The organism is Janthinobacterium aestuarii (assembly GCF_046113285.1).
GTDB lineage: Bacteria > Pseudomonadota > Gammaproteobacteria > Burkholderiales > Burkholderiaceae_D > Janthinobacterium.
In genome coordinates this window covers 3,826,324-3,849,299 of record NZ_CP142524.1, presented here as the reverse complement: position 1 = coordinate 3,849,299, position 22,976 = coordinate 3,826,324, and the positions used below count along the sequence as shown (strand labels likewise).

Below are 22,976 nucleotides of genomic sequence, written 5' to 3'. Positions count from 1 at the left end.
GATGCCTGCGCGGACTATGCGTGTTGTGTCAGATCAAGTATGTGTGGAAATGCAGGGGGAGAAGCTGGGAGGGCTGGCGCGGCAGGGCAGAGAAACGGTCAGCATGGTTTGGGCTGGGTCTCTTCGCTATCGTGCTCGGATGTTGTGCGGTGAGCGAACTACGCGAATTGTATGGCAAAAGTTCATGGCGCCGGGGACCTGGGTGCCTGGCATGGCATTACAACAGCGGGTGGTTCAATGGACTGGTGTGGCGGACAGTTCCTTCAGTTCGCGGATGGTGATGTCCGATTTTTCATGCATGCGCAATAAAATCGTTGCACCGACCGACAGTTTGCCGTGCCGAATCTTGCTGATGATGGGAGGCTGAACTTCCAGGACGCGGCACAGTTCCGCATCATTTTTCAAGTTCAGCTTCTCGATCAGGGTATCGAGCAGCTTGTTGGGCACAAAACTCGATGGTTCGAGCGCACGCGCCCGGTTCATCGCTTCAATCATTTCCAGCTTCTTTTGTCGAACGTTCATTTACTCCTCCTTCAGGTTATGCAAGGGACGAGACCACTTTTTATATGGTCCCGGCTATAGTTCGTCATCGCAGTACGGCTGTCTGGGTGACGTGACAACATTCGCGTTACAACATTGATAACCAGGCAAGTGTTTTCAATAATACTACGATAACAAAACTTGTGACAGATGGTCAGTTAAATTAACTGATTGTTTGATCAATTTGGTTGACGGTTGTTGTATTTTGTAAGCCGCTTTTCGTCAGAATCATGGTCCGGTCCGCCATTTCGGCGGCGGCCAGCGAATGCGTGACCATGATCGCGCAGCTGCCGTTGGCCTTGATTTCGGCGCGCAGCAATTGCAGGATGCTGTGCGCCGTGTCCGGGTCGAGGTTGCCGGTGGGCTCATCGGCCAGCACCAGCGCCGGCTTGTGCACGAGTGCGCGGGCGATGGCCACGCGCTGCATTTCGCCGCCCGACAATTGTTGCGGAAAGTCGCCGCCGCGTCCGCCCAGGCCGACGGCCTCGAGCATGCTGGCGGCACGCTCCTGGGGCAGTCCGTTGAGCAGCAGCGGCAGGGCCACGTTTTGCAGCAGGGTCAGGTGCGGCAAGACGTGGAAAGCCTGGAAAATAAAGCCCATGCGGGCGCGACGCAGCCGGGTGGCGGCGGCGTCATCGAGGCTGGACATGGCAATGCCGTCCACCAGGATAGGGTGCGCTTCGGCACCCGCATCGGGCGTATCGAGGCCGGCGATCAGGTTCAGCAAGGTCGACTTGCCCACGCCCGAATCGCCCATGATGGCGATGAATTCCCCCGCCTTGAAGCGGCAGGAAAGGTTGGCCAGCACGGGACGGGCATTGGCATAGGACTTCGACAGATGGCGCAATTCGAGCATGGTGATCTTGATTAATAACGGCTATCGTAAAAGGAGGCACGCGGGGGAGAGGGGGGCCTGGGAACTGCAAGGGGCGCGGATTGTTTGGCCGGCAATGTGTAGTATACGACAGCCTTATCATTTTTGCTGGGTAATACCAATTTTATGTGCATGCCGGCTGTTCGACCTTAAGTTACCTGCCGCACGGCTGGCTTGCGCGGATTCCGCTATGATGGAAAAAAGTCATCGGCAAGGCGCCCGCACACCGCTGCGGCAGGGGCGGCGCGCCCGGTGGCTGACCGTGCAAGCCCTTCGTGAACCTCATATTGACGACGCCAGCCCATGACCATGCCACTCGCGCAACAGCAGTCCGATTTGTATCCCGCCAGCAACGCCAGCGCGGCCAGCGCCACTCCTGTCACGATAGCCGAGATCAGCGCAGGCCTGTTGGCGCGCGATGCGTGGACGTCGCCCAAGTACCTGTACGACGCGCTCGGCTCGAAACTGTTCGAAGCCATCTGCGCCTTGCCCGAGTACTATCCGACGCGTACCGAGGCGGCCATCTTCGCGCGCCACGGCGCCGAGATCGCGCACGCCGTGGGGCCGGGCAGCACCCTGATCGACCTGGGCGCGGGCAATTGCGCCAAGGCCGCCAGCCTGTTTCCCCTGCTGCATCCGGCGCAATATGTGGCCGTGGATATTTCCTACGATTTTCTCAGTGAATCGCTGAGCCGGCTGCAGCAGCGCTTTCCGCATATCGAGATGACCGGTCTGGGCCTGGATTTCTCCAGCCGCCTGGACTTGCCCGACAGCGTGCGCGACGCGCGGCGATTGTTCTTCTATCCCGGCTCGTCGATCGGCAATTTTGCGCCTGAGCAAGCGACCGCTTTTTTGCGCCGCCTGCGCGCGAATGCGGACGGCGATGGTGGCCTGCTGATCGGTGTCGACCTGATCAAGGAAGACGCCATCCTCGACGCCGCCTATGACGATGCGCTGGGCGTCACGGCCGCTTTTAATCTGAACATGCTGCGCCACGTAAACGGCCTGATCGGCGCCGACTTCGACGTGCGCGCGTGGCGGCACCACGGCTTTTTCAACGCCGACGAGCACCGCGTCGAGATGCACCTGGAAGCACGCAGCGAACAAGTTGTCCATTGGAAAGGTGGCCAGCGCCGTTTCGCGAAAGGTGAACGCATCCATACAGAGGACAGCTATAAATATACGCGCCCGGCCTTCGTCGGCTTGCTGGAGCAGGCGGGGTTTTCCACCGTGCAAGTCTGGACGGACCCGCAGCAGTGGTTTGCCGTCATTTATGCGCGCATCATCAGGGACTAAGAAAAAGATGCTGATCGATCATTACAATACAGTGCGCCAGCACTCGCTGCGGCTGGCCGAACCCCTGTCCGACGAGGATTGCGGCGCCCAGTCGATGCCGGACGCCAGTCCCGTCAAATGGCACCTCGCGCATACGACCTGGTTTTTCGAAACGTTTATCCTGGAAAGCATGGAAGCGGCGTTCGCGCCATTCCACCCGGCTTTCCGCGTGCTGTTCAACTCGTATTACAACGGCGTGGGCGAGAAGCACCCGCGCGCCCAGCGGGGCTTGCTGACGCGCCCCGGCATGGCGCAGGTGCGCGCTTACCGGGCCGACGTCGATGCGCGCATCGCGCGCCTGCTGGCGGGCGAACTGGCGCGCGACGAACGCGAACGGCTGACCATGCTGCTGGCGCTGGGCCTGGAACACGAGCAGCAGCACCAGGAATTGCTGTTGACGGACGTCAAACACTTGCTGGCGCAGAGCGCCCTGTTTCCCGCCTATCTAGACGGCGCGGTGGCGCCAGCGCAGGAGCACGCGCAGCCCACGGCCTGGCTCGCCTTCGACGGCGGCCTGGCGCAGATCGGCCATGCGGGCGACGGCTTTTGTTTTGACAATGAATTACCGCGCCACCCGCAATACGTGGCGCCGTTCGAACTGGCCAGCGCGCTGGTGACGAATGGGGAATTTCTCGCCTTTATCGAGGCGGGCGGCTACCGCACAGCGCATTGGTGGCTGGCTGAAGGCTGGGACTGGGTCCGCACGCAACAGCTGCCCTGCCCGCTGTACTGGCAGTGCGACGAGGCGGGCCGCTGGCAGGAATTCACTTTATCCGGCTTGCGCCCGCTGGACCCGCAGGCGCCGGCCACGCACTTGTCGCTGTTCGAGGCCGATGCGTATGCGCACTGGGCCGGTGCGCGCCTGCCGACGGAAGCGGAGTGGGAAGTGGCGGCGCAGGGCGTCGACATGCAGGTGGGCCAGCTGCATCCGGCGGCCGGCGCGCCGGGAACGGGACTGCGGCAGATGTTCGGCCATTGCTGGCAATGGACCAGCAGCAGCTATGCGCCGTACCCGGGCTACCGCACGGCGCCCGGGGCGCTGGGCGAATACAACGGCAAGTTCATGCTGAACCAGTATGTGCTGCGCGGCTCGTCGTGCGCCACGCCGGCTGGCCATGCGCGCGCCAGTTACCGCAATTTCTTCCCGGCCGGCGCGCGCTGGCAATTTACGGGCATCCGCCTGGCGCGCCAGGTGGAATAAGCAAAGGTGGAATAAGCAACTTAGTGCAGGCGCGGGACGGCGGGCGCGTCAGGGCGGGGCGGTGCCTTGGCGCTGGCGTTCTGCTCGAGCTTGAACTGGCTGACGAGGGTTTCCAGGTCGCCCGCCTGTTCATGCATGGCCGCCGCCGCCGCGGCCGCTTCCTCGACCAGGGCCGCGTTCTGTTGCGTCGTCTGGTCCATCTGCATGATGGCCGCATTGATCTGCTCGATGCCTTCGCTCTGCTCGTGGTTGGCGACGCTGATTTCACCGACGATGGCGCTGACCCGGCCCACGCTGGCCACCACTTCATCCATCGTGGCGCCCGCCTGGCTGACCAGCTGCGCGCCCTGGCCGACCCGCGTGACGGAGTCGGCAATGAGTTCCTTGATCTCTTTAGCCGCCGCCGCCGAGCGCTGCGCCAGGTTGCGCACTTCGGATGCCACGACGGCAAAGCCGCGGCCTTGCTCGCCGGCACGCGCCGCTTCCACGGCCGCATTCAGTGCCAGGATATTCGTCTGGAAAGCGATGCCGTCGATGACGGCGATGATGTCGACGATCTTGCGCGACGAAGCATTGATGGCGTCCATGGTGCCGATCACTTCCGCCATGGCCGAGCCGCCGCGCTGCGCAATGGCCGACGCCGAGCGGGCCAGGCTGTCGGCCTGGCGCGCATTGTCGCTGTTGCTGCGCACGGTGCCCGTCAGTTCAATCATCGACGAGGCGGTCTCTTCCAGCGCGCTGGCCTGCGCCTCGGTGCGGGCCGACAGGTCGGCATTGCCGCTGGCGATCTGGCTCGACGCCACGGCGATCGTACCCGTGCCGCCGCGCACTTGCCCCACGAGGGTGGCCAGGTTGGTGTTCATGTCGCGCAAGGCCTGCAGCAGCTGGGCCGCTTCATCCTTGCCGTCGGCCACGATCTTGCTGCTCAAGTCGCCTCCAGCCACGGCTTGCGCCACGCGCAGTGCATACGCGATCGGCGTGGTGATCGAGCGCGTGACCCGCCAGGCAAAGAGCACGCCCAGCAGCAGGGCGGCCGTGCCCAGGCTGGCCATCAGCACATTCGCCGCGGAAATATTCTGCTGGATTTGCTGGCCGCCATGCACGACCACGCCGCGCTGGATTTCATTCAGGCGGTTCACCGTCTTTTGCAGCTGGTTCAGGGCGGGCAGGGTATCGTCGCGCACGTGCTTGGCCGCTTCCGCGCGCTGCCCCGCCACCAGCAGCTTGTCTGCCTGGCTGAACGAGACGACATAGGCCTTGCGCTGCTGCTTCAGGGTGGCCAGCAGTTCCTTGCCTTCCGGCAGCACGATCAGGCGGTCGAGGATGGCCAGCGCATCGGTGATGGTGGCCTTGTTGGCATCGATTTCGCCGTGGATGGCGCTGGCGCGGGCTGGATCTTCATGGATGAACAGTTCCAGCACCAATGCCGCGTTCGAACGCGTCGTGCTGCGGATGGTGGCGATGGCGTCCGCCTTGGCCCAGTCTTTCTCGATGATGGACTCGCTGAGCGCGCCGATCTTGTCCAGCCGGAACAGGCCCGTTCCCACCAGCACTGCCATCAGCAGCAGCACCACGCCAAAGCCGGCACCCAGGCGCGCGCCTATCTTCATATCCGTCAATTTCATACTCATTCACTCATTCCCTCGGTAGCGAAAGTAATCCTCAAGAAATTATTGGCAATTTATAGCGAACAGAAACAGATGTGATGCTAGGCGCGCTCTGCGACGCAGTGCAAGCACTGCTAGCGGAGGGCAACAAAGCAGCACGCTGTTTATGGAAGCTAGAAATGACAAGAATTTATTGGGGGTTACTTTTAAATCTGTCCCCGGTGGTCTTATTATGAGTCGATTATACGGCGCGTGATACTTCTTTTGCAGCAACAATTGCCTTGCGGAAATGAAAAAGCGGCACGGCGATCAAGCCATACCGCTTTTTCTCCCTATGGAGCGTGCCGAAAGGAACTTAGGCGGCGCTGGCAGCCACGTCGGCCGCTGTTGTTTTTTCGGCGTCCGTCTGCTTGATGCGGCGGTTCACGGCCGACAGCACGGCCTTGAACGAGGCGGTGACGATATTGCTGTCGATGGCGGCGCCGAACAGGGTCGGGCCGTTATCGAGGCGCAATTCCACGTAGCACGCCGCTTGCGCGTTGGCGCCGGAGCCGATCGAGTGTTCGTGGTAATCCATCAGCTTGATGTCGAGACCGAGCGCATTGACGAAGGCGTCGATGGGGCCGTTGCCGCCGCCTTGCAGGGCCAATGGCGTCTGGCGGTGCGACAGGCTGATGTCGATTTGCACGGACTCGTCGCTGCTGGTGTCTTCCACCATGCGGTGCGAAGCGTAGGCGTACGGCGCCGTTTGCTCCAGGTATTCCTTCTGGAAGATTTCATGGATATCCTGCGCGGCGATTTCGCGGCCCGTGGCGTCGGCCACGGCTTGCACGGCGCGCGAGAATTCGATCTGCAGGCGGCGCGGCAAGACCAGGCCGTATTCCTGTTCCAGCAAATACGCCATGCCGCCCTTGCCGGACTGGCTGTTGACGCGGATCACGGCGTCATAGCTGCGGCCCAGGTCGGCCGGATCGATGGGCAGGTACGGCACTTCCCAGATGCTGTCCGGTTGTTGCTTGGCGAAACCTTTCTTGATGGCATCTTGGTGCGAGCCGGAGAATGCCGTGAACACCAGGTCGCCCGCATACGGGTGGCGCGGGTGGACGGGCAGCTGGTTGCACTCTTCCACGCACTTGCGCACGGTGTCGATGTCGGAGAAATCCAGGCCCGGGTGCACGCCCTGCGTGTACAAGTTCATCGCCAAAGTGACGAGGTCGACGTTGCCCGTGCGCTCGCCATTGCCGAACAAGCAACCTTCGACGCGGTCGGCGCCCGCCATCACGGCCAGCTCGGCCGACGCAACGGCCGTGCCGCGGTCGTTATGCGGGTGCACGCTGATGATGATGGAATCGCGGCGCGCCAGCTTGCGCGACATCCATTCGATCTGGTCCGCATACACGTTGGGCGTGCTGCATTCCACGGTCGACGGCAGGTTGATGATCATCTTGTTGGCCGGCGTCGGCTTCCAGATGGCGCTGACGGCGTCGCAGATGTGCTTGGAGAAATCGAGTTCCGTGGTGGAGAACGATTCCGGCGTGTATTCGAAGCCCCATTCCGTTTCCGGATGCTGGGCCACCAGCTGTTTTACCAAAGTGGTGCCGGTGGTGGCGATATTCGTGATTTCTTCGCGCGACATGCCGAACACGACCTTGCGGAACACGGGCGCCACGGAGTTGTACAGGTGGACGATGGCGCGCTTGGCGCCGACGACCGATTCCACCGTGCGGCGGATCAATTCTTCGCGCGACTGGGTCAGCACGATGATGGTGACGTCGTCCGGAATGCGGCCTTCATCGACAAGCTTGCGCACGAAATCGAAATCCGTCTGCGATGCCGATGGGAAACCCACTTCGATTTCCTTCAGGCCGATGGCGATCAGCATCTCGAAGAACCGCAGCTTCTTTTCCGCGCTCATCGGCTCGATCAAGGACTGGTTGCCGTCGCGCAAGTCGGTGCTCATCCAGATCGGCGGCTTGCTGATGATCTGGTTCGGCCATTGACGGTCGGTCAATTTAACTGGAGGAAAGGCGCGGTATTTGGAAGCTGGGTTTTGCAACATCATGATCGGGTACTCCTGAAGATAGGGGGAAATCAATGGTTGTGGCGCAAGCTTGCCGGGCGGCCACGCAACACTAGGCCAGGCAAGCGATCGGTAGCGGTAGCAGTGCGGCCGCGATGCCGGCAGGGGCGGTCGCAGCGGGGATTACGTGTACGTATGGGGATGGTGCAAACATCATCAAACCTTCCAGGGTTTTTGAAACACGCCGGCGTGTGGCCAGGCGAAGCAATGCGGCAAACTTATGCGCGTGCTAGTAGTAGTCGCGATAGCGACAGCAGGGAAGGGGAGGAATGTTTGAAGGAGGACATGCACTCAATGTAAGGGAAGTCGGGCGGGGCTGTCAAGCGTTTCCGTTTTACATGTAGTGCACGTGTGATGCCCCGTTCGGCATTTCCTGCCGCGCGCGTTCCAGGCAGCGCCGCAACAGGGCCGCATCGCGGGGCAGCCGCGACGCGAGCTCCTGCCAGCCCAGCAGCTCCAGCTGTTGCGGCATGTCCACCAGGCCCGTGATGGCATCCCAGAACGCATCCCAGTTCATGCCGTAGAAGGAAGGGAAATCCAGTGCGGCCGCCAGCGCCGCGTGCAACTGGCGCGCGGTGTTGATCTCGCTCAAGTCGATTGTCACCAGCGTCGGTCGATTCACAATATGCCCTTGAGCAAGTTCTGCAGGTTTTGCCGCATGCCGCCCACCACCGCCTCGTGCTGCTCCAGGATGGCGGGCGCATCCTTGAACGGTGCCGGGTCCAGGTACAGGCGCGGCAAGTCGGCCACGGCCACGCCGCGCGGGCCGCCGCGCAGGATCTCGTCCACATGCTTGTTGATCGCGTGGATGGCAGCCTGGATGCGCGGCGTGGAAGATGCCGCCAGGCAGGCGGCCAGCGCGGCGTCGAGTTCGGCGCGCGCTGGCGCTTGCGGCAGCACGGGGGCGGCGATCTGTTCCAGCGGCGACATGTTGACGGCGGGCTTGCGGTACGCGAGCAAGGCATCGAGCGCCATCAGCCGGTGCGCGCCGCCCCGTTGCAGCCAGTCAACGATTTGCGGCCACGGCGTGCCCAGCAGGGCCGCCGCCACGCCCCATTGCCCCGCCACGGGCGAGCCGATATTGTTCTCTAGCCAGGCGATTGCGGCCGGGTTGCCCGTGTAGGCCAGCAGGATGGCGTTCGACGAGCGCAGCGCGGGAGCCTGCGTGGCGAGGATGGCGCTCAGCCAGGCGAGGGCGCCGTCGGGCGGCTGCTGCGATAACTGTTGTGCAAATGGGGCGCTCAGGGCGCGGCTGTCGGAAAATTGATATTCGTTGGACATGTTGACTGATTCGGCGAGTGAGAGGCGGTTGGGGCGATTCTGCATGCGAGCCAGCTACCCAGCGGGTGCTCTTCGCTTGGCCCATGGACCGGACGCTGCTATTGCTCCGATTTTTGGCAGCGTGCGGAAAATGGCAAGGCGGTGCTGTTTTCAAACGGGGAATTGAACTCGCCCTTTACTTGCGTCAAGTTGCCGCTAAAGCGCATGGTCAGCGGGCCGCTGCTTGGCCCCGCGTCATATGTGCAAGACATGCTGTCGCCGCTTTGCCGGCAATCGTAGAAATTACTCGCTTTGCCGCGCCCGTCAATGATGTGGGTGCCTTGCGCGCCGTGCCGGTCGGGGGCGTCGAAGCTGAGTTCAATCGTGTGCTCCCCCTGATCATTGGGAATCTGTATGTTACCCGTGCAGGTAAAGCCCGCCATCCTTTCCGCGATGCTATCTGGGCGCTGCGCCGCGGCGGGGGTGGCGTTGGCGCAGGCTGCGCCGAGCAGGGTGGCAACGAGCAAGCATGGGTGCGCGATGAAGCGGAACAGGTCTGTTTTCATAAGCCAGGAGGTGGTGAGGTGGGAAACCAGGCGCCAGTCTAGCAGTCGGCGTGGCGCGCACGGTTCGCAATCTTGTCACTATAAACATTTAAGACCGCCTTCAGTGCGGGCGGCTCCGCTTGCGCTACAATCGGCTCTCCTTTATTGCCACTGCCGCGCGCGGTTCTCTTCTGCCACCATGTTCCCTAAACGCCTGACCCTGCTTGCCCTGGCCGCCTTCGTGCTGGCCGGTTGCGATACCACCGCCCCGAAACCCGTACAAGTATTGACGCCGCCCGAACCCGTCGTCGCTCCCCGCAAGATCAAGATCGGCCTGGCGCTGGGCGGCGGCGCGGCGCGCGGTTTTGCGCACATCGGCGTGATCAAGGCGCTCGAATCGCAGGGCATCCATGCCGACATCGTCACCGGCACCAGCGCCGGCAGCGTGGTGGGCGCCCTGTATGCGGCAGGCAACTCGGGCTTCACCTTGCAAAAGATGGCCTTCGACATGGACGAGGCGGCCATTTCCGACTGGGCCTTGCCCCTGTTCGGCAAGTCGTCCGGCGTGCTGAAAGGCGAAGCGCTGCAAAGCTATGTCAACAAGGCGGTCGGCGGCGTGCCGCTGGAAAAGCTGAAGATTCCGTTTGGCGTGGTGGCGACCGACCTCAAAAATGGCCAGCCGATCCTGTTCCAGCGCGGTAACACCGGCATGGCCGTGCGCGCCTCGTCGGCCGTGCCCGGCGTGTTCCAGCCCGTGATGATCGCCGGCCATACCTATGTCGATGGCGGCCTCGTCGCTCCCGTGCCCGTGCGCTTTGCGCGCGACATGGGTGCCGACTTCATCATCGCCGTGAATATTTCGTCGCAAACGGATACGCAAAAGGCCATCAGTTCGATGGAAGTCATCATGCAGACCTTCGCCATCATGGGGCAGCGCATCAACCAGTTCGAATTGAAAGATGCGGACGTGGTGATCCAGCCCAGCCTGGGCACCATGAAAGGGAACGATTTCAACAGCCGCAACCAGGCCATCCTGGCGGGCGAGCAGGCGACGTTTGCCGTCATGGCGCAACTCAAGCAAAAGCTGAAAGCCAAACGCGAGCAGTAGGCGATGGCGCCGCTGCGCATTTCGTATACAATTTTGTTTCAACATAACAAGGATGCACCATGCAATCGAAACCGATTTTGACCCTGGACGACGTAAAGAAAATCGCTGCCGCCGCCGAAGCGGAAGCGGTCAAGAATAACTGGGCGGTCACGATCGCCATCGTCGACGACGGCGGCCATCTGGTATGGCTGCAGCGCATGGATGGCGTGGCGCCGATCTCGTCGCACATCGCCCCATCGAAAGCCAAGACGGCCGCGCTGGGCCGCCGCGAATCGCGCATCTATGAAGAGATGATCAACGGCGGCCGCGTGTCGTTCCTGAGCGCCCCGGAAATCGACGGCTTGCTCGAAGGCGGCGTGCCCATCGTGTTCGACGGCCACTACGTGGGCGCCGTCGGCGTCTCGGGCGTGAAATCAGCCGAGGATGCGCAAATCGCCAAAGCGGGTATTGCAGCTCTGACAGCCTAAGTACTACCCGTAGTTGCAGAACTAGCCGCTCCGCGCAAGCCGGGCGGCTTTTTTCATGGGGCGCAGGATTTATGTTGCTGCGCAAAAAAATGCCGGGCTTTCTGAATTTTCTTCCTTGTGGAAAAGCTTCCTTTTGGTTATAATTCAAAGGTTTAGCCAATCACACATATACCGTAGCGACTACCCATCCCCTCATTCAAAATGACCGTTGAAACACCCTGAGTGCATCTGGCTCGGGTATCTAGGCGGTCGGTCTGACGTGGCGCAGCTACGGTAACTTTATCAGGAGTTGCCCTTGCCGCCATTTTTTTCTGGCCCTGCCGTTCCAGCCATATTAGCGCTTGCTGATGGAACGATCTTTAAAGGTTTTTCGATCGGTGCCGCCGGTCATACCACGGGCGAGGTTGTTTTCAACACCTCGATGACCGGGTATCAGGAAATCCTTACCGACCCAAGCTATTGCCGCCAGATGGTCACCCTGACCTATCCGCATATCGGCAATACGGGCGTCAATCCCGAAGACGTCGAGTCTTCCAAGGTACACGCCGCTGGCCTCATCATCCGCGATCTGCCATTGCTGGCATCCAATTTCCGTTCCACGCTCTCCCTGTCCGATTACCTGAAAGCTGAAAATATCGTCGCCATCGCCGGCATCGATACACGCAAGCTCACGCGCATCCTGCGTGAAAAAGGTGCGCAGGGCGGTGCCATCCTCGTCGGTACGCAAGGCAACGAGCCATCTAGCGCCCAAGCGCTGGAGCTGGCCCGCTCCTTCCCCGGCCTGGCCGGCATGGACCTGGCCAAAGTAGTGTCGGCCCCGGCTGCCTATGAGTATCGCGAAACGGAATGGACCCTGGGCGAAGGCTACGGCCAGCTGGCTGACGCGGACGCGAAATACCACGTGGTCGCCTTCGACTACGGCGTCAAGCGCAACATCCTGCGCATGCTGACGGCGCGCGGCTGCAAAGTCACCGTGCTGCCCGCGCAAGCGACGGCGGCCGACGCCCTGGCACTGAATCCGGACGGCATCTTCCTGTCGAACGGCCCCGGCGACCCGGAACCGTGCGACTACGCCATCGCGGCGACCCGCGAGTTGATCGAGAAGGGTATCCCGACCTTCGGCATCTGCCTCGGCCACCAGATCATGGCGCTCGCTTCCGGCGCGAAAACCTTGAAGATGAAGTTCGGCCACCACGGCGCCAACCACCCGGTGCAAGACCTGGAAACGAAACAGGTGTTGATTACCTCGCAAAACCACGGTTTCGCAGTCGACGCGGCAACCTTGCCCGCGAATTGCCGCGTGACCCATGAATCGCTGTTCGACGGCTCCCTGCAGGGCTTTGCCCGCACGGACAAGCCGGCCTTCTGCTTCCAGGGCCACCCTGAAGCGTCGCCGGGCCCGATGGATGTTGCTTACCTGTTTGACCGCTTCATCAACTTGATGGCTGCGGAGGAGAAAAAGAAAAATGCCTAAACGTTTAGATATCAAAAGTATTCTGATTATTGGCGCTGGCCCGATCGTGATCGGCCAGGCCTGCGAATTCGATTATTCCGGCGCGCAAGCGTGCAAGGCCCTGCGCGAAGAGGGCTATAAAGTCATCCTGGTCAACAGCAATCCTGCGACCATCATGACAGATCCGGAAATGGCCGACGTGACCTACATCGAACCGATCACCTGGTCGGTTGTCGAGCGCATCATCGCCAAGGAGCGTCCTGACGCGATCCTGCCGACGATGGGCGGCCAGACGGCGCTGAACTGCGCGCTGGACCTGTTCAACAATGGCGTGCTGGCGAAATACAACGTCGAGCTGATCGGCGCATCGCCGGAAGCCATCGACAAGGCCGAAGACCGTTCCAAGTTCAAGGACGCGATGACCAAGATCGGCCTCGGTTCGGCACGCTCGGGCGTGGCGCACTCGATGGAAGAATCGTGGGCCGTGCAGCGCACCCTGGGCTTCCCGACCATCATCCGTCCATCGTTCACCATGGGCGGTTCCGGCGGCGGCATCGCCTACAACGAAGAAGAATTCGAAACCATCTGCAAGCGCGGCCTGGAAGCATCGCCGACGAAAGAGCTGCTGATCGAAGAATCGTTGCTGGGCTGGAAAGAGTACGAGATGGAAGTGGTGCGCGACAAGGCGGACAACTGCATCATCATCTGCTCGATCGAAAACCTCGATCCGATGGGCGTGCACACGGGCGACTCCATCACGGTTGCGCCAGCGCAAACCCTGACGGACAAGGAATACCAGATCATGCGCAATGCCAGTCTGGCAGTGCTGCGCGAGATCGGCGTCGACACGGGTGGCTCGAACGTGCAATTCTCGATCAACCCTGTCGATGGCCGCATGATCGTCATCGAGATGAATCCGCGCGTATCGCGTTCGTCGGCCCTGGCCTCGAAAGCGACGGGTTTCCCGATCGCCAAGATCGCCGCCAAGCTGGCCGTCGGTTTCACCCTGGACGAGCTGCGCAATGAAATCACGGGCGGCGCCACGCCGGCATCGTTCGAACCGTCGATCGATTACGTCGTCACCAAGATTCCCCGTTTCACGTTCGAGAAATTCCCGACCGCCGACCACCACCTGACGACGCAGATGAAATCCGTCGGCGAAGTGATGGCCATCGGCCGTACCTTCCAGGAATCGTTCCAGAAAGCCTTGCGCGGCCTGGAAGTGGGCGTGGACGGCATGAACGAAAAGACCAAGGACCGCGAAAAGATCGAAGAAGAACTGGGCGAGCCTGGTCCTGAGCGCATCTGGTACGTGGGCGACGCGTTTGCCCAAGGTTTTACTCTGGAAGAAGTGCACCAGCTGACCAAGATCGACCCATGGTTCCTGATCCAGATCAAGGAAATCGTCGACCTGGAACTGTGGCTCGATACGCAGAAGCTGGAAAACCTGGACAAGAACACCCTGTACAAGTTGAAACAGAAGGGCTTCTCGGACCGCCGCCTGGGTTTCCTGTTGCAGACGACCGACACGGCCGTGCGCCAGCAGCGCCATGCGCTGAACATCCGTCCCGTCTACAAGCGCGTCGACACCTGCGCGGCCGAGTTCTCGACCGACACGGCGTACATGTATTCCACGTACGACGAAGAGTGCGAATCGAACCCGACCGACAAGAAAAAGATCATGGTGCTGGGCGGTGGCCCGAACCGTATCGGCCAGGGTATCGAGTTTGACTATTGCTGCGTCCACGCGGCCCTCGCCATGCGCGAAGACGGCTACGAAACCATCATGGTCAATTGCAACCCGGAAACGGTTTCCACCGACTACGATACTTCGGACCGCCTGTACTTCGAGTCCTTGACCCTGGAAGACGTGCTGGAAATCGTCGCCATCGAAAAACCGGTCGGCGTGATCGTGCAGTACGGCGGCCAGACGCCATTGAAGCTGGCGCTGGACCTGGAAGCGAATGGCGTGCCCATCATCGGCACCTCGCCCGACATGATCGATGCGGCCGAAGACCGCGAGCGTTTCCAGCAGATGCTGCACAAGCTGGAACTGCGCCAGCCGCCTAACCGCACCGCGCGCACGGAAGCCGACGCCCTGGCGCTGGCGCAGGAAATCGGCTACCCGCTGGTCGTGCGTCCATCGTACGTGCTGGGCGGGCGCGCGATGGAAATCGTCCACGAGCAACGCGACCTCGAGCGCTACATGCGCGAAGCCGTCAAGGTTTCGCACGATTCGCCCGTGCTGCTGGACCGCTTCCTGAACGACGCCATCGAGTGCGACGTCGATTGCATCTCCGACGGCGAAACGACCTTCATCGGCGGCGTGATGGAACACATCGAACAGGCTGGCGTCCACTCGGGCGACTCGGCTTGCTCCTTGCCGCCATACTCGCTGGCACCGGAAACCATTGAAGAACTGAAACGCCAGACGGCGCTGATGGCCAAGGGTTTGAACGTGGTCGGCCTGATGAACGTGCAGTTCGCGATCCAGAAACAGGAGATCGATGGCGCAATGAAAGACGTCGTCTTCGTGCTGGAAGTCAATCCACGCGCGTCGCGCACCGTGCCTTTCGTCTCGAAAGCCACCGGTCTGCAACTGGCGAAGATCGCCGCCCGCTGCATGGTCGGCCAATCGCTGGCGTCGCAGGGCATCACGCAGGAAGTCGTGCCGCCATATTTCAGCGTCAAGGAAGCTGTGTTCCCGTTCGTCAAGTTCCCGGGCGTGGACACCATCCTCGGCCCTGAAATGAAATCGACGGGCGAAGTCATGGGCGTAGGCCTGACGTTCGGCGAAGCGTTTGTGAAATCGCAACTGGGCGCCGGCGTCAACCTGCCAAAATCGGGCAAGGTCTTCATCAGCGTGAAAGCGTCGGACAAGCCGCGCGCCGTGCAAGTGGCGCGCGACCTGGTCGAGTCCGGTTTCACAGTGGTCGCCACCAAGGGCACCGCCGCCGTGATCGCTGCTGCCGGCATCGCCGTCACGCCAGTGAACAAGGTGATCGAAGGCCGTCCGCACGTGGTCGACATGATCAAGAACCATGAAATCGTGCTGGTGATCAACACCGTGGAAGAAAAGCGCAGCGCCATCGTCGATTCGCGGGCCATCCGCACCTCGGCCCTGGCCTCGCGCGTGACGACCTACACGACCATCGCGGGCGCGGAAGCGGCCGTCGAAGGCATCCGCCATCTGGATGAGTTGCGTGTGTATGATTTGCAAGGTCTGCACAAGACCTTGAACTAAGTGCGTTTGCAGTGACCGCCGTTAGGCGGTACACTGCATGCTTATCAACCACAGAGTTCCGTGCAGAGCAGCGCGCGGCCTCTGTGGTTTTCACTTGGTAAGTCCGTTAACCGTGGCAAAACACGGACAACGGCGCCGATAACTAGCAGATAGTAGAGATAACATGACCTCAGTCCCATTGACCAAATACGGCGCAGAACTCCTGAAGGAAGAGCTGCATCATTTGAAGACCAAGGAACGCCGCATCGTCATCGATGCGATCGCCGAAGCGCGTTCGCACGGAGATTTGTCGGAAAACGCCGAGTACGATGCCGCCAAGGAACGCCAGGCCTTCGTCGAAGGCCGCATCGCCGAGCTCGAAGGCAAGCTGGGCGCAGCGCAAATCATCGACCCGACCGCGCTCGACGCGGAAGGCCGCGTGGTGTTTGCCTCGACCGTGAACCTGGAAGACCTGGAATCGGGCCAGAAAGTCACGTACCAGATCGTGGGCCTCGATGAAGCCGACCTGAAAATGAACAAGGTGTCCGTGACGTCCCCGATCGCCCGCGCGCTGATCGGCAAGTACGCCGGCGACGTGGTGGAAGTGCAGGCGCCGTCCGGCCCGCGCGAATACGAGATCCTGGAAGTACTGTACATCTGATGCTGGGCCGCGTGCGCTTCCTCGTTGCCACCCTGTGGGCGGGCAGCCTGTGGACCATCGGCTTCATCGTGGCGCCCACCCTGTTCGGCACCCTGAGCGACCGCGTGCTGGCCGGCAATATCGCCGGCAGCATGTTCCGCGCCGAGGCGTGGCTGTCCATCGCCTGCGCGCTGGTACTGCTGGCCTTGCTGCAATGGGCGCCCGGTGCGCTGGAGCGCAAGCGCCGCCGCCTGCTGGGCGCGCTGGTGCTGTCCATGCTGGTGTGCGCGCTGCTCAGCCATTTCGGCATTTCGCCGCTGATGGCCGAACTCAAGGCGCAAGCGCCGTCGGGCATCATGGACGAGGCCATGCGCAGCCGCTTCGGCATGCTGCATGGCGTGTCGACCCTGATCTTTGCCGTGCAAAGCCTGCTGGCGGGCGTGCTGATCTGGAAGCAGCAGTAATCGCTGTGCTTGTCGGATTACGCGTGGCCTGCGGCCCCGCTAATCCGACCTACTGACTGATCTGGAAGCAGCAGTAATTGCTGGTGTTTGTCGGATTACGCGCTGCGCGCTAATCCGACCTACATGACTGATGGTCGATATCGTAGGTCGGATTAGCGGCGCCTTGGCGCCGTGTAATCCGACAAGCGCAATTGCAATAAAAAAGCGGAGCAGGGAATATCCCGTGCTCCGCTTCTTGTTTCAAGCCCGGCCGCCTTGCGATGGCCGGGTGAACAGGCTTACTTGCTGCCCAGTGCGCTTTTCTTGGCGCTTTTCTGACGTGGCTTGGCACGCTTGATGGAACCGCCTTCGGTAACGCGCTCATTGCCCTTGATCATGACTTTCGTCACGCTGGGGCGCTTGGTGCCGCTGGCGCTGGCCTTGACGATGGTCACTTCGCGCATGCCTTTGCCGGCGCTGACCTTCTCCTTAACCACTTCTTTTTTCGGACGGTAGATTACCAGCAGTTTGCCAATATGTTGTACCGGGGCGGCGCCGAGATTGCCGCAAATCGTATCGTACATTCCGACGCGGGCTTCGCGGTCGTCGCCGAACACGCGGACTTTAATCAGGCCGTGCGAATCCAGGCCAAGGTCGATCTCTTTGAGGACAGCAGGTGTCAAGCCCGCTTCGCCAATGATGACGATAGGCTTCAGCGCGTGTGCTTCGGCGCGCAGTGCGCTGCGCTCTACGGGTGTAAGTTTTAGCATAATAATATTTAGTAATTCCCTTAAAAGCAGTATTCTACGCGAATGGCAAAGAAGAAATTAAACAAAAACTGGTTGCACGACCACATAAATGATCCTTATGTGAAGTTGGCGCAAAAAGAGGGCTACCGCGCCCGGGCAGCATACAAGCTCAAAGAAATCGATGAAGACGAGAAACTGATCAAACCTGGCCAGGTGATTGTCGACCTTGGTTGTACTCCCGGCAGCTGGGCCCAGTACACGCGGCGCAAGCTGGCCGGCAAGGATGGCGGCGGGGTCAATGGTACCCTGATTGGCCTGGACATGCTGGAAATGGAGCCGATCGCCGATTTCCACTTCATCCAGGGCGACTTCCGCGAAGCGCGCGTATTGCGCCAGCTGGAAGTGGTGTTGCAAGGCCGCAAGGTCGATCTGGTGCTGTCGGACATGGCGCCCAACCTGTCGGGCATTGCCACGGCGGATGCCGCGCGCATGGAACATCTGATCGACCTGGCCATCGAATTTTCGCAATTGCACCTGAAGCCGTCTGGCGTATTGCTGGTGAAATGCTTTAAAGACATGGGTTTCAGCCAGATCGTGGAGAAATTCCGTGCTGAATTCAAGGTCGTGGTACAGAAAAAGCCGAAGGCCAGCCGCGATAAATCGTCGGAAATCTTCCTGATGGGCCGTGGAATCAAGAATCCGCTGAAAAATGCCGTAGAAGAAGATGATCCCGCCCTTGATATTTAAGAGGGAATCCGCACATGGGAACGAGAAGTGCAGTAGCGTCTGATGGCATAAAAGCCTAAATTGTTTATACTGCATTTTTTTGTGTGAACGCGGTTTTTTCGCGCGCACGGATCGGCGGGCTTTGGCACGGCCCGCTTATTGCGAGTAAAATCGTGTTTCTAGCTATAGGTAAAGAGATGCGCACTGCATCCAAGGAGTCTTCGTGAATAACATGTTTTCCAAATCTGCCATCTGGGTAGTCGTATTGCTGCTGTTGTTCATGCTGTTCAAGCAATTCGACAGTCATGGCGCCACAGGCGGCAGCAAGGCCATCGCTTATTCCGATTTGCTGGATGAAGTCAAAGCCAAGCGCGTCAAGGATGTCGTGATCGAAGGTTCGTCGATCACCGCCAAGCTGATGGACGACACCAAGGTGCGTACCACTGCCACCAGCCTCGACAAGGGCCTGATCGGCGACTTGCGCGACAATGGCGTGCATTTCGATGTGCGTCCGCCTGAGGAAGCGTCTTTCCTGCAAACTATTTTTGTTTCCTGGTTCCCCATGCTGCTGTTGATCGGCGTCTGGGTCTTCTTCATGCGTCAGATGCAAGGCGGCGGCAAGGGCGGGGCATTCTCGTTCGGCAAGTCGAAGGCACGCATGATGGATGAAGCCAGCAACACCGTCACCTTCGCCGATGTCGCCGGTTGCGACGAAGCGAAAGAAGAAGTCAACGAAGTGGTCGATTTCCTCAAGGATCCGAGCAAATTCCAGAAACTGGGCGGCCGCATTCCCCGCGGCGTGCTGATGGTCGGTCCTCCGGGCACGGGTAAAACCCTGCTGGCGCGCGCCATCGCCGGCGAAGCCAAGGTGCCGTTCTTCTCGATTTCCGGTTCCGACTTCGTGGAAATGTTCGTCGGCGTGGGTGCCAGCCGCGTGCGCGACATGTTCGAAAACGCGAAAAAGCATTCGCCGTGCATCATCTTCATCGATGAGATCGACGCTGTCGGCCGTCACCGCGGTGCCGGCATGGGCGGCGGCAATGACGAGCGCGAACAGACCCTGAACCAGTTGCTGGTCGAGATGGACGGTTTTGAAGCGAACTCCGGCGTCATCGTCGTGGCCGCCACCAACCGCGCCGACGTGCTCGACAAAGCCTTGCTGCGTCCGGGCCGCTTCGACCGCCAGGTGTCCGTCGGCTTGCCCGATATCCGCGGCCGCGAACAGATCTTGAACGTGCACATGCGCAAGGTGCCTATCGGTACCGATGTGAAAGCCGATATCCTGGCCCGCGGCACCCCCGGTTTCTCGGGCGCCGACCTGGCCAACCTGGTCAACGAGGCAGCCCTGTTCGCCGCCCGCCGCAGCAAGCGCCTGGTGGAAATGGCTGACTTTGAAGATGCGAAAGACAAGATCTACATGGGTCCGGAGCGTAAATCGATGATCATCCGCGAGGAAGAGCGTCGCAATACGGCTTACCATGAGTCCGGTCACGCCGTCGTCGCCAAGTTGCTGCCGAAGGCTGATCCCGTGCATAAAGTGACGATCATGCCGCGCGGCTGGGCACTGGGCCTGACCTGGCAGCTGCCGGAGCACGACAACTTGTCGGCCTACAAGGACAAGATGCTGGAAGAAATTTCCATCCTGTTCGGCGGCCGTATCGCCGAAGAGATCTTCGTCGGACAGATGTCCACGGGCGCCTCGAACGACTTCTCGCGTGCCACCAAGCTGGCCCGTTCCATGGTGACCCGCTTCGGCATGTCCGACAGCATGGGCGTGATGGTCTACGAAGACAGCGAAAACGAAGGTTTCTTCGGTGGCGCCACCAAGACGATCTCGGAAGCGACCCAGCAAAAGGTCGATGCTGAAATCCGCAACATTCTTGACAAGCAATATGCTTTGGCGCGCACCTTGCTGGAAGGCAACCGCGACAAGGTCGAAATGATGACGAAAGCGTTGCTGGAATGGGAAACCATTGATGCAGAGCAAATCAATGACATCATGGCCGGCCTGGAGCCGCGTCCACCGAAAGTCATTCCGCCACGCCGCAATGCGGGCGACAGCGGCACGGGCGGCATCTCGCCAAACGTGACGGCACCAGCCTGATTAGTGCCGCCCTGACGGGCGGCACGCAAGGGGATGGCAAGAACGAGGGTAAGGAGCAATCCTTGCCCTTTTTCGTTGCAGCAGCAGTTTTTTCCTGACGACTACAAAGATTCACATGCGACACTATTTGCAATTCGGCCGTTTCGGCTTCAACCTGTCCGGCGCGCAGGCGCTGGTGATGGGCATCCTGAACATCACGCCCGACTCGTTTTCCGATGCGGGCCAATACCAGCACCTGGAATTTGCCCTGTCGCGCGCCGAGCAGATGATGCTTGATGGCGCCGACATCATCGATATCGGCGGCGAATCGAGCCGCCCCGGCGCGCCGCCGCTGCCGCTGCACGATGAGTTGCAGCGCGTCATGCCGGTGCTGTACGCCTTGCGCGACTGCGGCAAGCCCTTGTCCGTCGACACGTACAAGCCTGAAGTCATGCGCGAAGCCATCCTGGCGGGCGCCGACATGATCAACGACATCAACGGTTTTCGCGCGCCAGGCGCCATCGAGGCCGTGCGGGACAGCGATTGCGCGCTGTGCATCATGCACATGCAAAACGTGCCAGAAACCATGCAAGCCCAGCCGCAGTACGACGACGTGGTGCGCGAAGTCATCGACTTCCTGCGTGAGCGCATCGATATCCTGACGGCTGCCGGCATCGCCCGCGAACGCCTGTGCGTCGATCCCGGCTTCGGCTTTGGCAAGACGGTGGAACAGAACTACGCTTTATTGCGCGCCACGCGCCAGCTGCGTAGCGAGCTGGACCTGCCTGTGCTGGCGGGCCTGTCGCGCAAGTCGATGATCGGCGCCGTGACGGGACGTCCCGTCGAGCAGCGCCTGGCCGGCAGTGTTGCCGGTGCGCTTGCGGCGGTAGCGCAAGGCGCGGAAATTATTCGTGTGCATGATGTAGCAGAAACCGTCGATGCCCTGAAGGTCTGGCGCATGGCGCACTGAAGCTGTAAGATTCATTATAAACAACAAAAGAGAAATTTATGACGCGTAAATATTTTGGCACCGACGGCATCCGCGGCCTGGTGGGCACCGCTCCGATCACCCCCGATTTCGTCATGCGCCTCGGTTATGCGGCCGGCAAGGTGCTGGCCAAGTCGGAGGGCGGCAAGGCGCGTCCGACGGTACTGATCGGCAAGGACACGCGCATTTCCGGCTACATGCTGGAAGCGGCGCTGGAAGCGGGCCTGTCGGCCGCAGGCGTGGATGTGATGCTGGCCGGCCCCATGCCGACGCCGGCGATCGCTTACCTGACGCGGGCGCTGCGCCTGTCGGCAGGTGTGGTCATTTCCGCCTCGCACAATCCGTATCACGACAATGGCATCAAGTTCTTTTCCGGCCAGGGCACCAAGCTGCCCGACAGCGTGGAACTGGAAATCGAGGCGGCGCTCGACGAGCCCATGGCTTGCGTGGCGTCGGACAAGCTGGGCCGCGCCAAGCGCCTCGACGATGCCCAGGGCCGCTACATCGAATTTTGCAAGAGCACCTTCCCGAACGAGCTGGACTTGCGCGGCCTGAAGATCGTCGTCGATTGTGCGCATGGCGCCGCCTACCATATCGCGCCGCACGTCTTCCATGAGCTGGGCGCGGAAGTTATCGCCATCGGCAACAAGCCCGATGGCTTCAACATCAATGCGGGCTTTGGCGCCACGGCAACCAAGGCCATGGCCGAAGCCGTCGTCGAGCACGGCGCGGACCTGGGCATCGCCCTTGACGGCGACGCCGACCGCCTGATCATGTGCGACGCCACGGGCCGCTTGTACAACGGCGACGAGCTGTTGTACATCATGGTCAAGGACCGCCTGGCGACGGGTCCCGTGGCCGGCGCCGTCGGCACGTTGATGACGAATATGGCGCTGGAAGTGCTGTTCAAGCAGCAGGGCATCGGCTTTGCGCGCGCCAAGGTGGGCGACCGCTACGTGCTGGAAGTCATGAAGGAAAAGGGCTGGATACTGGGCGGCGAGGGCTCGGGCCATTTGCTGTGCCTGGACCGCCACACGACGGGCGACGGCATCGTCTCCGCGCTGCAAGTGTTGTCCGCGCTCAAGCGCAGCGGCCAGAGCCTGCAGCAATGCCTGGCCGAACTGGTACTGTTCCCGCAGACCCTGATCAACCTGCGCGTGGCGCCCGGTTTCGACTGGCAGAAGAATGCCGCCATGGTGGCCGAGAAGGAACTGGTCGAGGCCGAACTGGGCGACACGGGCCGCGTGCTGATCCGCGCTTCGGGCACCGAACCGCTGATCCGCGTGATGGTGGAGGCGAAGGACAAGGAGAAGGCCGAGTCGATGGCGCGCCGCATCGCCGACAAGGTCGGCAGCTGAAAACGCCCAAGGCGGCGTTGCACTGCCTTGCCCTGAACGTTTTCAGCAAGCCTCTTCAAGCAGGCGCGATAGTTATTTCCATCTAATTCGCCTGGGGCAATTGACGAAATTGGGCAGGGGCGTTATTATCTTGTCTTCGGAGTGTGGCGCAGCCCGGTAGCGCACCTGGTTTGGGACCAGGGGGTCCAAGGTTCGAATCCTTGTACTCCGACCAAAGTCATAAGCGGGCTGTCAGAAATGACAGCCCGTTTTCTATTGTGCGACGCCTTGGCATTGCTGGCGCGCATAGACTAAAA

The 22,976-nt window shown here is 61.0% G+C and carries 20 protein-coding genes and 1 tRNA gene; 13 read left to right on the top strand and 8 right to left on the bottom strand.

Annotation, left to right across the window (positions count from 1 at the left end; translation table 11 throughout):
* Positions 1-234 precede the first annotated feature (234 nt).
* Entirely contained in the window at positions 235-522 is a 288-nt protein-coding gene (locus OX462_RS17165) for a hypothetical protein (RefSeq protein ID WP_034757399.1), read from the bottom strand.
* A 181-nt stretch (positions 523-703) separates the two neighbouring features.
* Positions 704-1,396 (bottom strand): ABC transporter ATP-binding protein, encoded by a 693-nt coding sequence (locus tag OX462_RS17160; RefSeq protein ID WP_070313594.1) that lies wholly within the window; start codon positions 1,394-1,396, stop codon positions 704-706.
* A gap of 321 nt (positions 1,397-1,717) precedes the next feature.
* Here OX462_RS17160 and egtD point away from each other — a divergent pair, with 321 nt between their 5' ends.
* Both egtD and egtB read left to right on the top strand, forming a co-directional pair.
* Positions 1,718-2,710, top strand: coding sequence for an L-histidine N(alpha)-methyltransferase (egtD, locus tag OX462_RS17155; protein WP_230505417.1), 993 nt, complete (start codon positions 1,718-1,720; stop codon positions 2,708-2,710).
* A 7-nt stretch (positions 2,711-2,717) separates the two neighbouring features.
* Positions 2,718-3,950, top strand: a complete 1,233-nt coding sequence (egtB, locus tag OX462_RS17150) for an ergothioneine biosynthesis protein EgtB (RefSeq protein ID WP_409026630.1) — start codon at positions 2,718-2,720, stop codon at positions 3,948-3,950.
* Positions 3,951-3,970: 20 nt separating this feature from the next.
* On the opposite strand, the gene OX462_RS17145 is transcribed toward egtB, so the two are convergent.
* The 5 genes from OX462_RS17145 to OX462_RS17125 all read right to left on the bottom strand — a co-directional run bounded on the left by OX462_RS17145 (position 3,971) and on the right by OX462_RS17125 (position 9,463).
* A complete protein-coding gene (locus tag OX462_RS17145) occupies positions 3,971-5,575 on the bottom strand; it encodes a methyl-accepting chemotaxis protein (RefSeq protein WP_409028755.1) in 1,605 nt (534 codons plus the stop codon).
* Positions 5,576-5,912: 337 nt separating this feature from the next.
* Complete coding sequence (gene leuA / locus OX462_RS17140; protein WP_409026629.1) at positions 5,913-7,619, bottom strand: 2-isopropylmalate synthase; 1,707 nt, start codon at positions 7,617-7,619, stop codon at positions 5,913-5,915.
* Positions 7,620-7,971: 352 nt separating this feature from the next.
* On the bottom strand, positions 7,972-8,259 hold the full coding sequence (locus tag OX462_RS17135; RefSeq protein ID WP_409026628.1) for a barstar family protein: 288 nt from the start codon (positions 8,257-8,259) through the stop codon (positions 7,972-7,974).
* On the bottom strand, positions 8,256-8,918 hold the full coding sequence (locus tag OX462_RS17130; protein ID WP_409026627.1) for a hypothetical protein: 663 nt from the start codon (positions 8,916-8,918) through the stop codon (positions 8,256-8,258). Before OX462_RS17130 ends, OX462_RS17135 begins: the two co-directional genes overlap by 4 nt.
* 98 nt (positions 8,919-9,016) lie before the next feature.
* Positions 9,017-9,463, bottom strand: coding sequence for a hypothetical protein (locus OX462_RS17125; protein ID WP_409026626.1), 447 nt, complete (start codon positions 9,461-9,463; stop codon positions 9,017-9,019).
* A gap of 178 nt (positions 9,464-9,641) precedes the next feature.
* Here OX462_RS17125 and OX462_RS17120 point away from each other — a divergent pair, with 178 nt between their 5' ends.
* The 6 genes from OX462_RS17120 (at position 9,642) to OX462_RS17095 (ending at position 16,797) form a co-directional block, all read left to right on the top strand.
* Complete coding sequence (locus tag OX462_RS17120) at positions 9,642-10,550, top strand: patatin-like phospholipase family protein (RefSeq protein ID WP_409026625.1); 909 nt, start codon at positions 9,642-9,644, stop codon at positions 10,548-10,550.
* Between the two features lie 59 nt (positions 10,551-10,609).
* Entirely contained in the window at positions 10,610-11,017 is a 408-nt protein-coding gene (locus tag OX462_RS17115) for a GlcG/HbpS family heme-binding protein (RefSeq protein ID WP_121669135.1), read from the top strand.
* A 295-nt stretch (positions 11,018-11,312) separates the two neighbouring features.
* Positions 11,313-12,491, top strand: a complete 1,179-nt coding sequence (carA, locus tag OX462_RS17110; RefSeq protein ID WP_409026624.1) for a glutamine-hydrolyzing carbamoyl-phosphate synthase small subunit — start codon at positions 11,313-11,315, stop codon at positions 12,489-12,491.
* Positions 12,484-15,714 carry a carbamoyl-phosphate synthase large subunit gene (gene carB / locus OX462_RS17105; RefSeq protein WP_070219519.1) on the top strand — a complete coding sequence of 1,077 codons (3,231 nt, stop codon included), beginning with the start codon at positions 12,484-12,486 and terminating at the stop codon, positions 15,712-15,714. The genes carA and carB overlap by 8 nt, the downstream gene beginning before the upstream one ends.
* Before the next feature lie 163 nt (positions 15,715-15,877).
* Positions 15,878-16,354, top strand: coding sequence for a transcription elongation factor GreA (gene greA / locus OX462_RS17100; protein WP_034757428.1), 477 nt, complete (start codon positions 15,878-15,880; stop codon positions 16,352-16,354).
* The gene (locus OX462_RS17095; protein WP_409026623.1) at positions 16,354-16,797 is read left to right on the top strand and encodes a DUF4149 domain-containing protein; all 444 of its coding nucleotides are present in this window, start codon (positions 16,354-16,356) and stop codon (positions 16,795-16,797) included. The genes greA and OX462_RS17095 overlap by 1 nt, the downstream gene beginning before the upstream one ends.
* 278 nt (positions 16,798-17,075) lie before the next feature.
* Here OX462_RS17095 and OX462_RS17090 read toward each other — a convergent pair whose 3' ends face one another.
* A complete protein-coding gene (locus tag OX462_RS17090) occupies positions 17,076-17,546 on the bottom strand; it encodes a YhbY family RNA-binding protein (protein ID WP_010397237.1) in 471 nt (156 codons plus the stop codon).
* Between the two features lie 42 nt (positions 17,547-17,588).
* On the opposite strand from OX462_RS17090, the gene OX462_RS17085 reads away from it, so the two are divergent.
* From OX462_RS17085 to OX462_RS17065, 5 genes are all read left to right on the top strand, one after another.
* Complete coding sequence (locus tag OX462_RS17085) at positions 17,589-18,272, top strand: RlmE family RNA methyltransferase (RefSeq protein WP_070219517.1); 684 nt, start codon at positions 17,589-17,591, stop codon at positions 18,270-18,272.
* 202 nt (positions 18,273-18,474) lie between these two features.
* Positions 18,475-20,355 (top strand): ATP-dependent zinc metalloprotease FtsH, encoded by a 1,881-nt coding sequence (gene ftsH, locus OX462_RS17080; protein WP_035817778.1) that lies wholly within the window; start codon positions 18,475-18,477, stop codon positions 20,353-20,355.
* Positions 20,356-20,470: 115 nt separating this feature from the next.
* Positions 20,471-21,304, top strand: a complete 834-nt coding sequence (gene folP, locus OX462_RS17075) for a dihydropteroate synthase (protein ID WP_409026622.1) — start codon at positions 20,471-20,473, stop codon at positions 21,302-21,304.
* A 38-nt stretch (positions 21,305-21,342) separates the two neighbouring features.
* Positions 21,343-22,680 carry a phosphoglucosamine mutase gene (gene glmM / locus OX462_RS17070; protein WP_409026621.1) on the top strand — a complete coding sequence of 446 codons (1,338 nt, stop codon included), beginning with the start codon at positions 21,343-21,345 and terminating at the stop codon, positions 22,678-22,680.
* A 137-nt stretch (positions 22,681-22,817) separates the two neighbouring features.
* Positions 22,818-22,894, top strand: a tRNA-Pro gene (locus OX462_RS17065).
* Positions 22,895-22,976: the final 82 nt, after the last annotated feature.

Coding starts and splice junctions, on each gene's coding strand:
- OX462_RS17165 (WP_034757399.1), bottom strand. CDS start 522: ATGAACGTTCGACAAAAGAAGCTGGAAATGATTGAAGCGATGAACCGG.
- OX462_RS17160 (WP_070313594.1), bottom strand. CDS start 1,396: ATGCTCGAATTGCGCCATCTGTCGAAGTCCTATGCCAATGCCCGTCCC.
- egtD (WP_230505417.1), top strand. CDS start 1,718: ATGACCATGCCACTCGCGCAACAGCAGTCCGATTTGTATCCCGCCAGC.
- egtB (WP_409026630.1), top strand. CDS start 2,718: ATGCTGATCGATCATTACAATACAGTGCGCCAGCACTCGCTGCGGCTG.
- OX462_RS17145 (WP_409028755.1), bottom strand. CDS start 5,575: ATGAAATTGACGGATATGAAGATAGGCGCGCGCCTGGGTGCCGGCTTT.
- leuA (WP_409026629.1), bottom strand. CDS start 7,619: ATGATGTTGCAAAACCCAGCTTCCAAATACCGCGCCTTTCCTCCAGTT.
- OX462_RS17130 (WP_409026627.1), bottom strand. CDS start 8,918: ATGTCCAACGAATATCAATTTTCCGACAGCCGCGCCCTGAGCGCCCCA.
- OX462_RS17125 (WP_409026626.1), bottom strand. CDS start 9,463: ATGAAAACAGACCTGTTCCGCTTCATCGCGCACCCATGCTTGCTCGTT.
- OX462_RS17120 (WP_409026625.1), top strand. CDS start 9,642: ATGTTCCCTAAACGCCTGACCCTGCTTGCCCTGGCCGCCTTCGTGCTG.
- OX462_RS17115 (WP_121669135.1), top strand. CDS start 10,610: ATGCAATCGAAACCGATTTTGACCCTGGACGACGTAAAGAAAATCGCT.
- carB (WP_070219519.1), top strand. CDS start 12,484: ATGCCTAAACGTTTAGATATCAAAAGTATTCTGATTATTGGCGCTGGC.
- greA (WP_034757428.1), top strand. CDS start 15,878: ATGACCTCAGTCCCATTGACCAAATACGGCGCAGAACTCCTGAAGGAA.
- OX462_RS17095 (WP_409026623.1), top strand. CDS start 16,354: ATGCTGGGCCGCGTGCGCTTCCTCGTTGCCACCCTGTGGGCGGGCAGC.
- OX462_RS17090 (WP_010397237.1), bottom strand. CDS start 17,546: ATGCTAAAACTTACACCCGTAGAGCGCAGCGCACTGCGCGCCGAAGCA.
- OX462_RS17085 (WP_070219517.1), top strand. CDS start 17,589: ATGGCAAAGAAGAAATTAAACAAAAACTGGTTGCACGACCACATAAAT.
- folP (WP_409026622.1), top strand. CDS start 20,471: ATGCGACACTATTTGCAATTCGGCCGTTTCGGCTTCAACCTGTCCGGC.
- glmM (WP_409026621.1), top strand. CDS start 21,343: ATGACGCGTAAATATTTTGGCACCGACGGCATCCGCGGCCTGGTGGGC.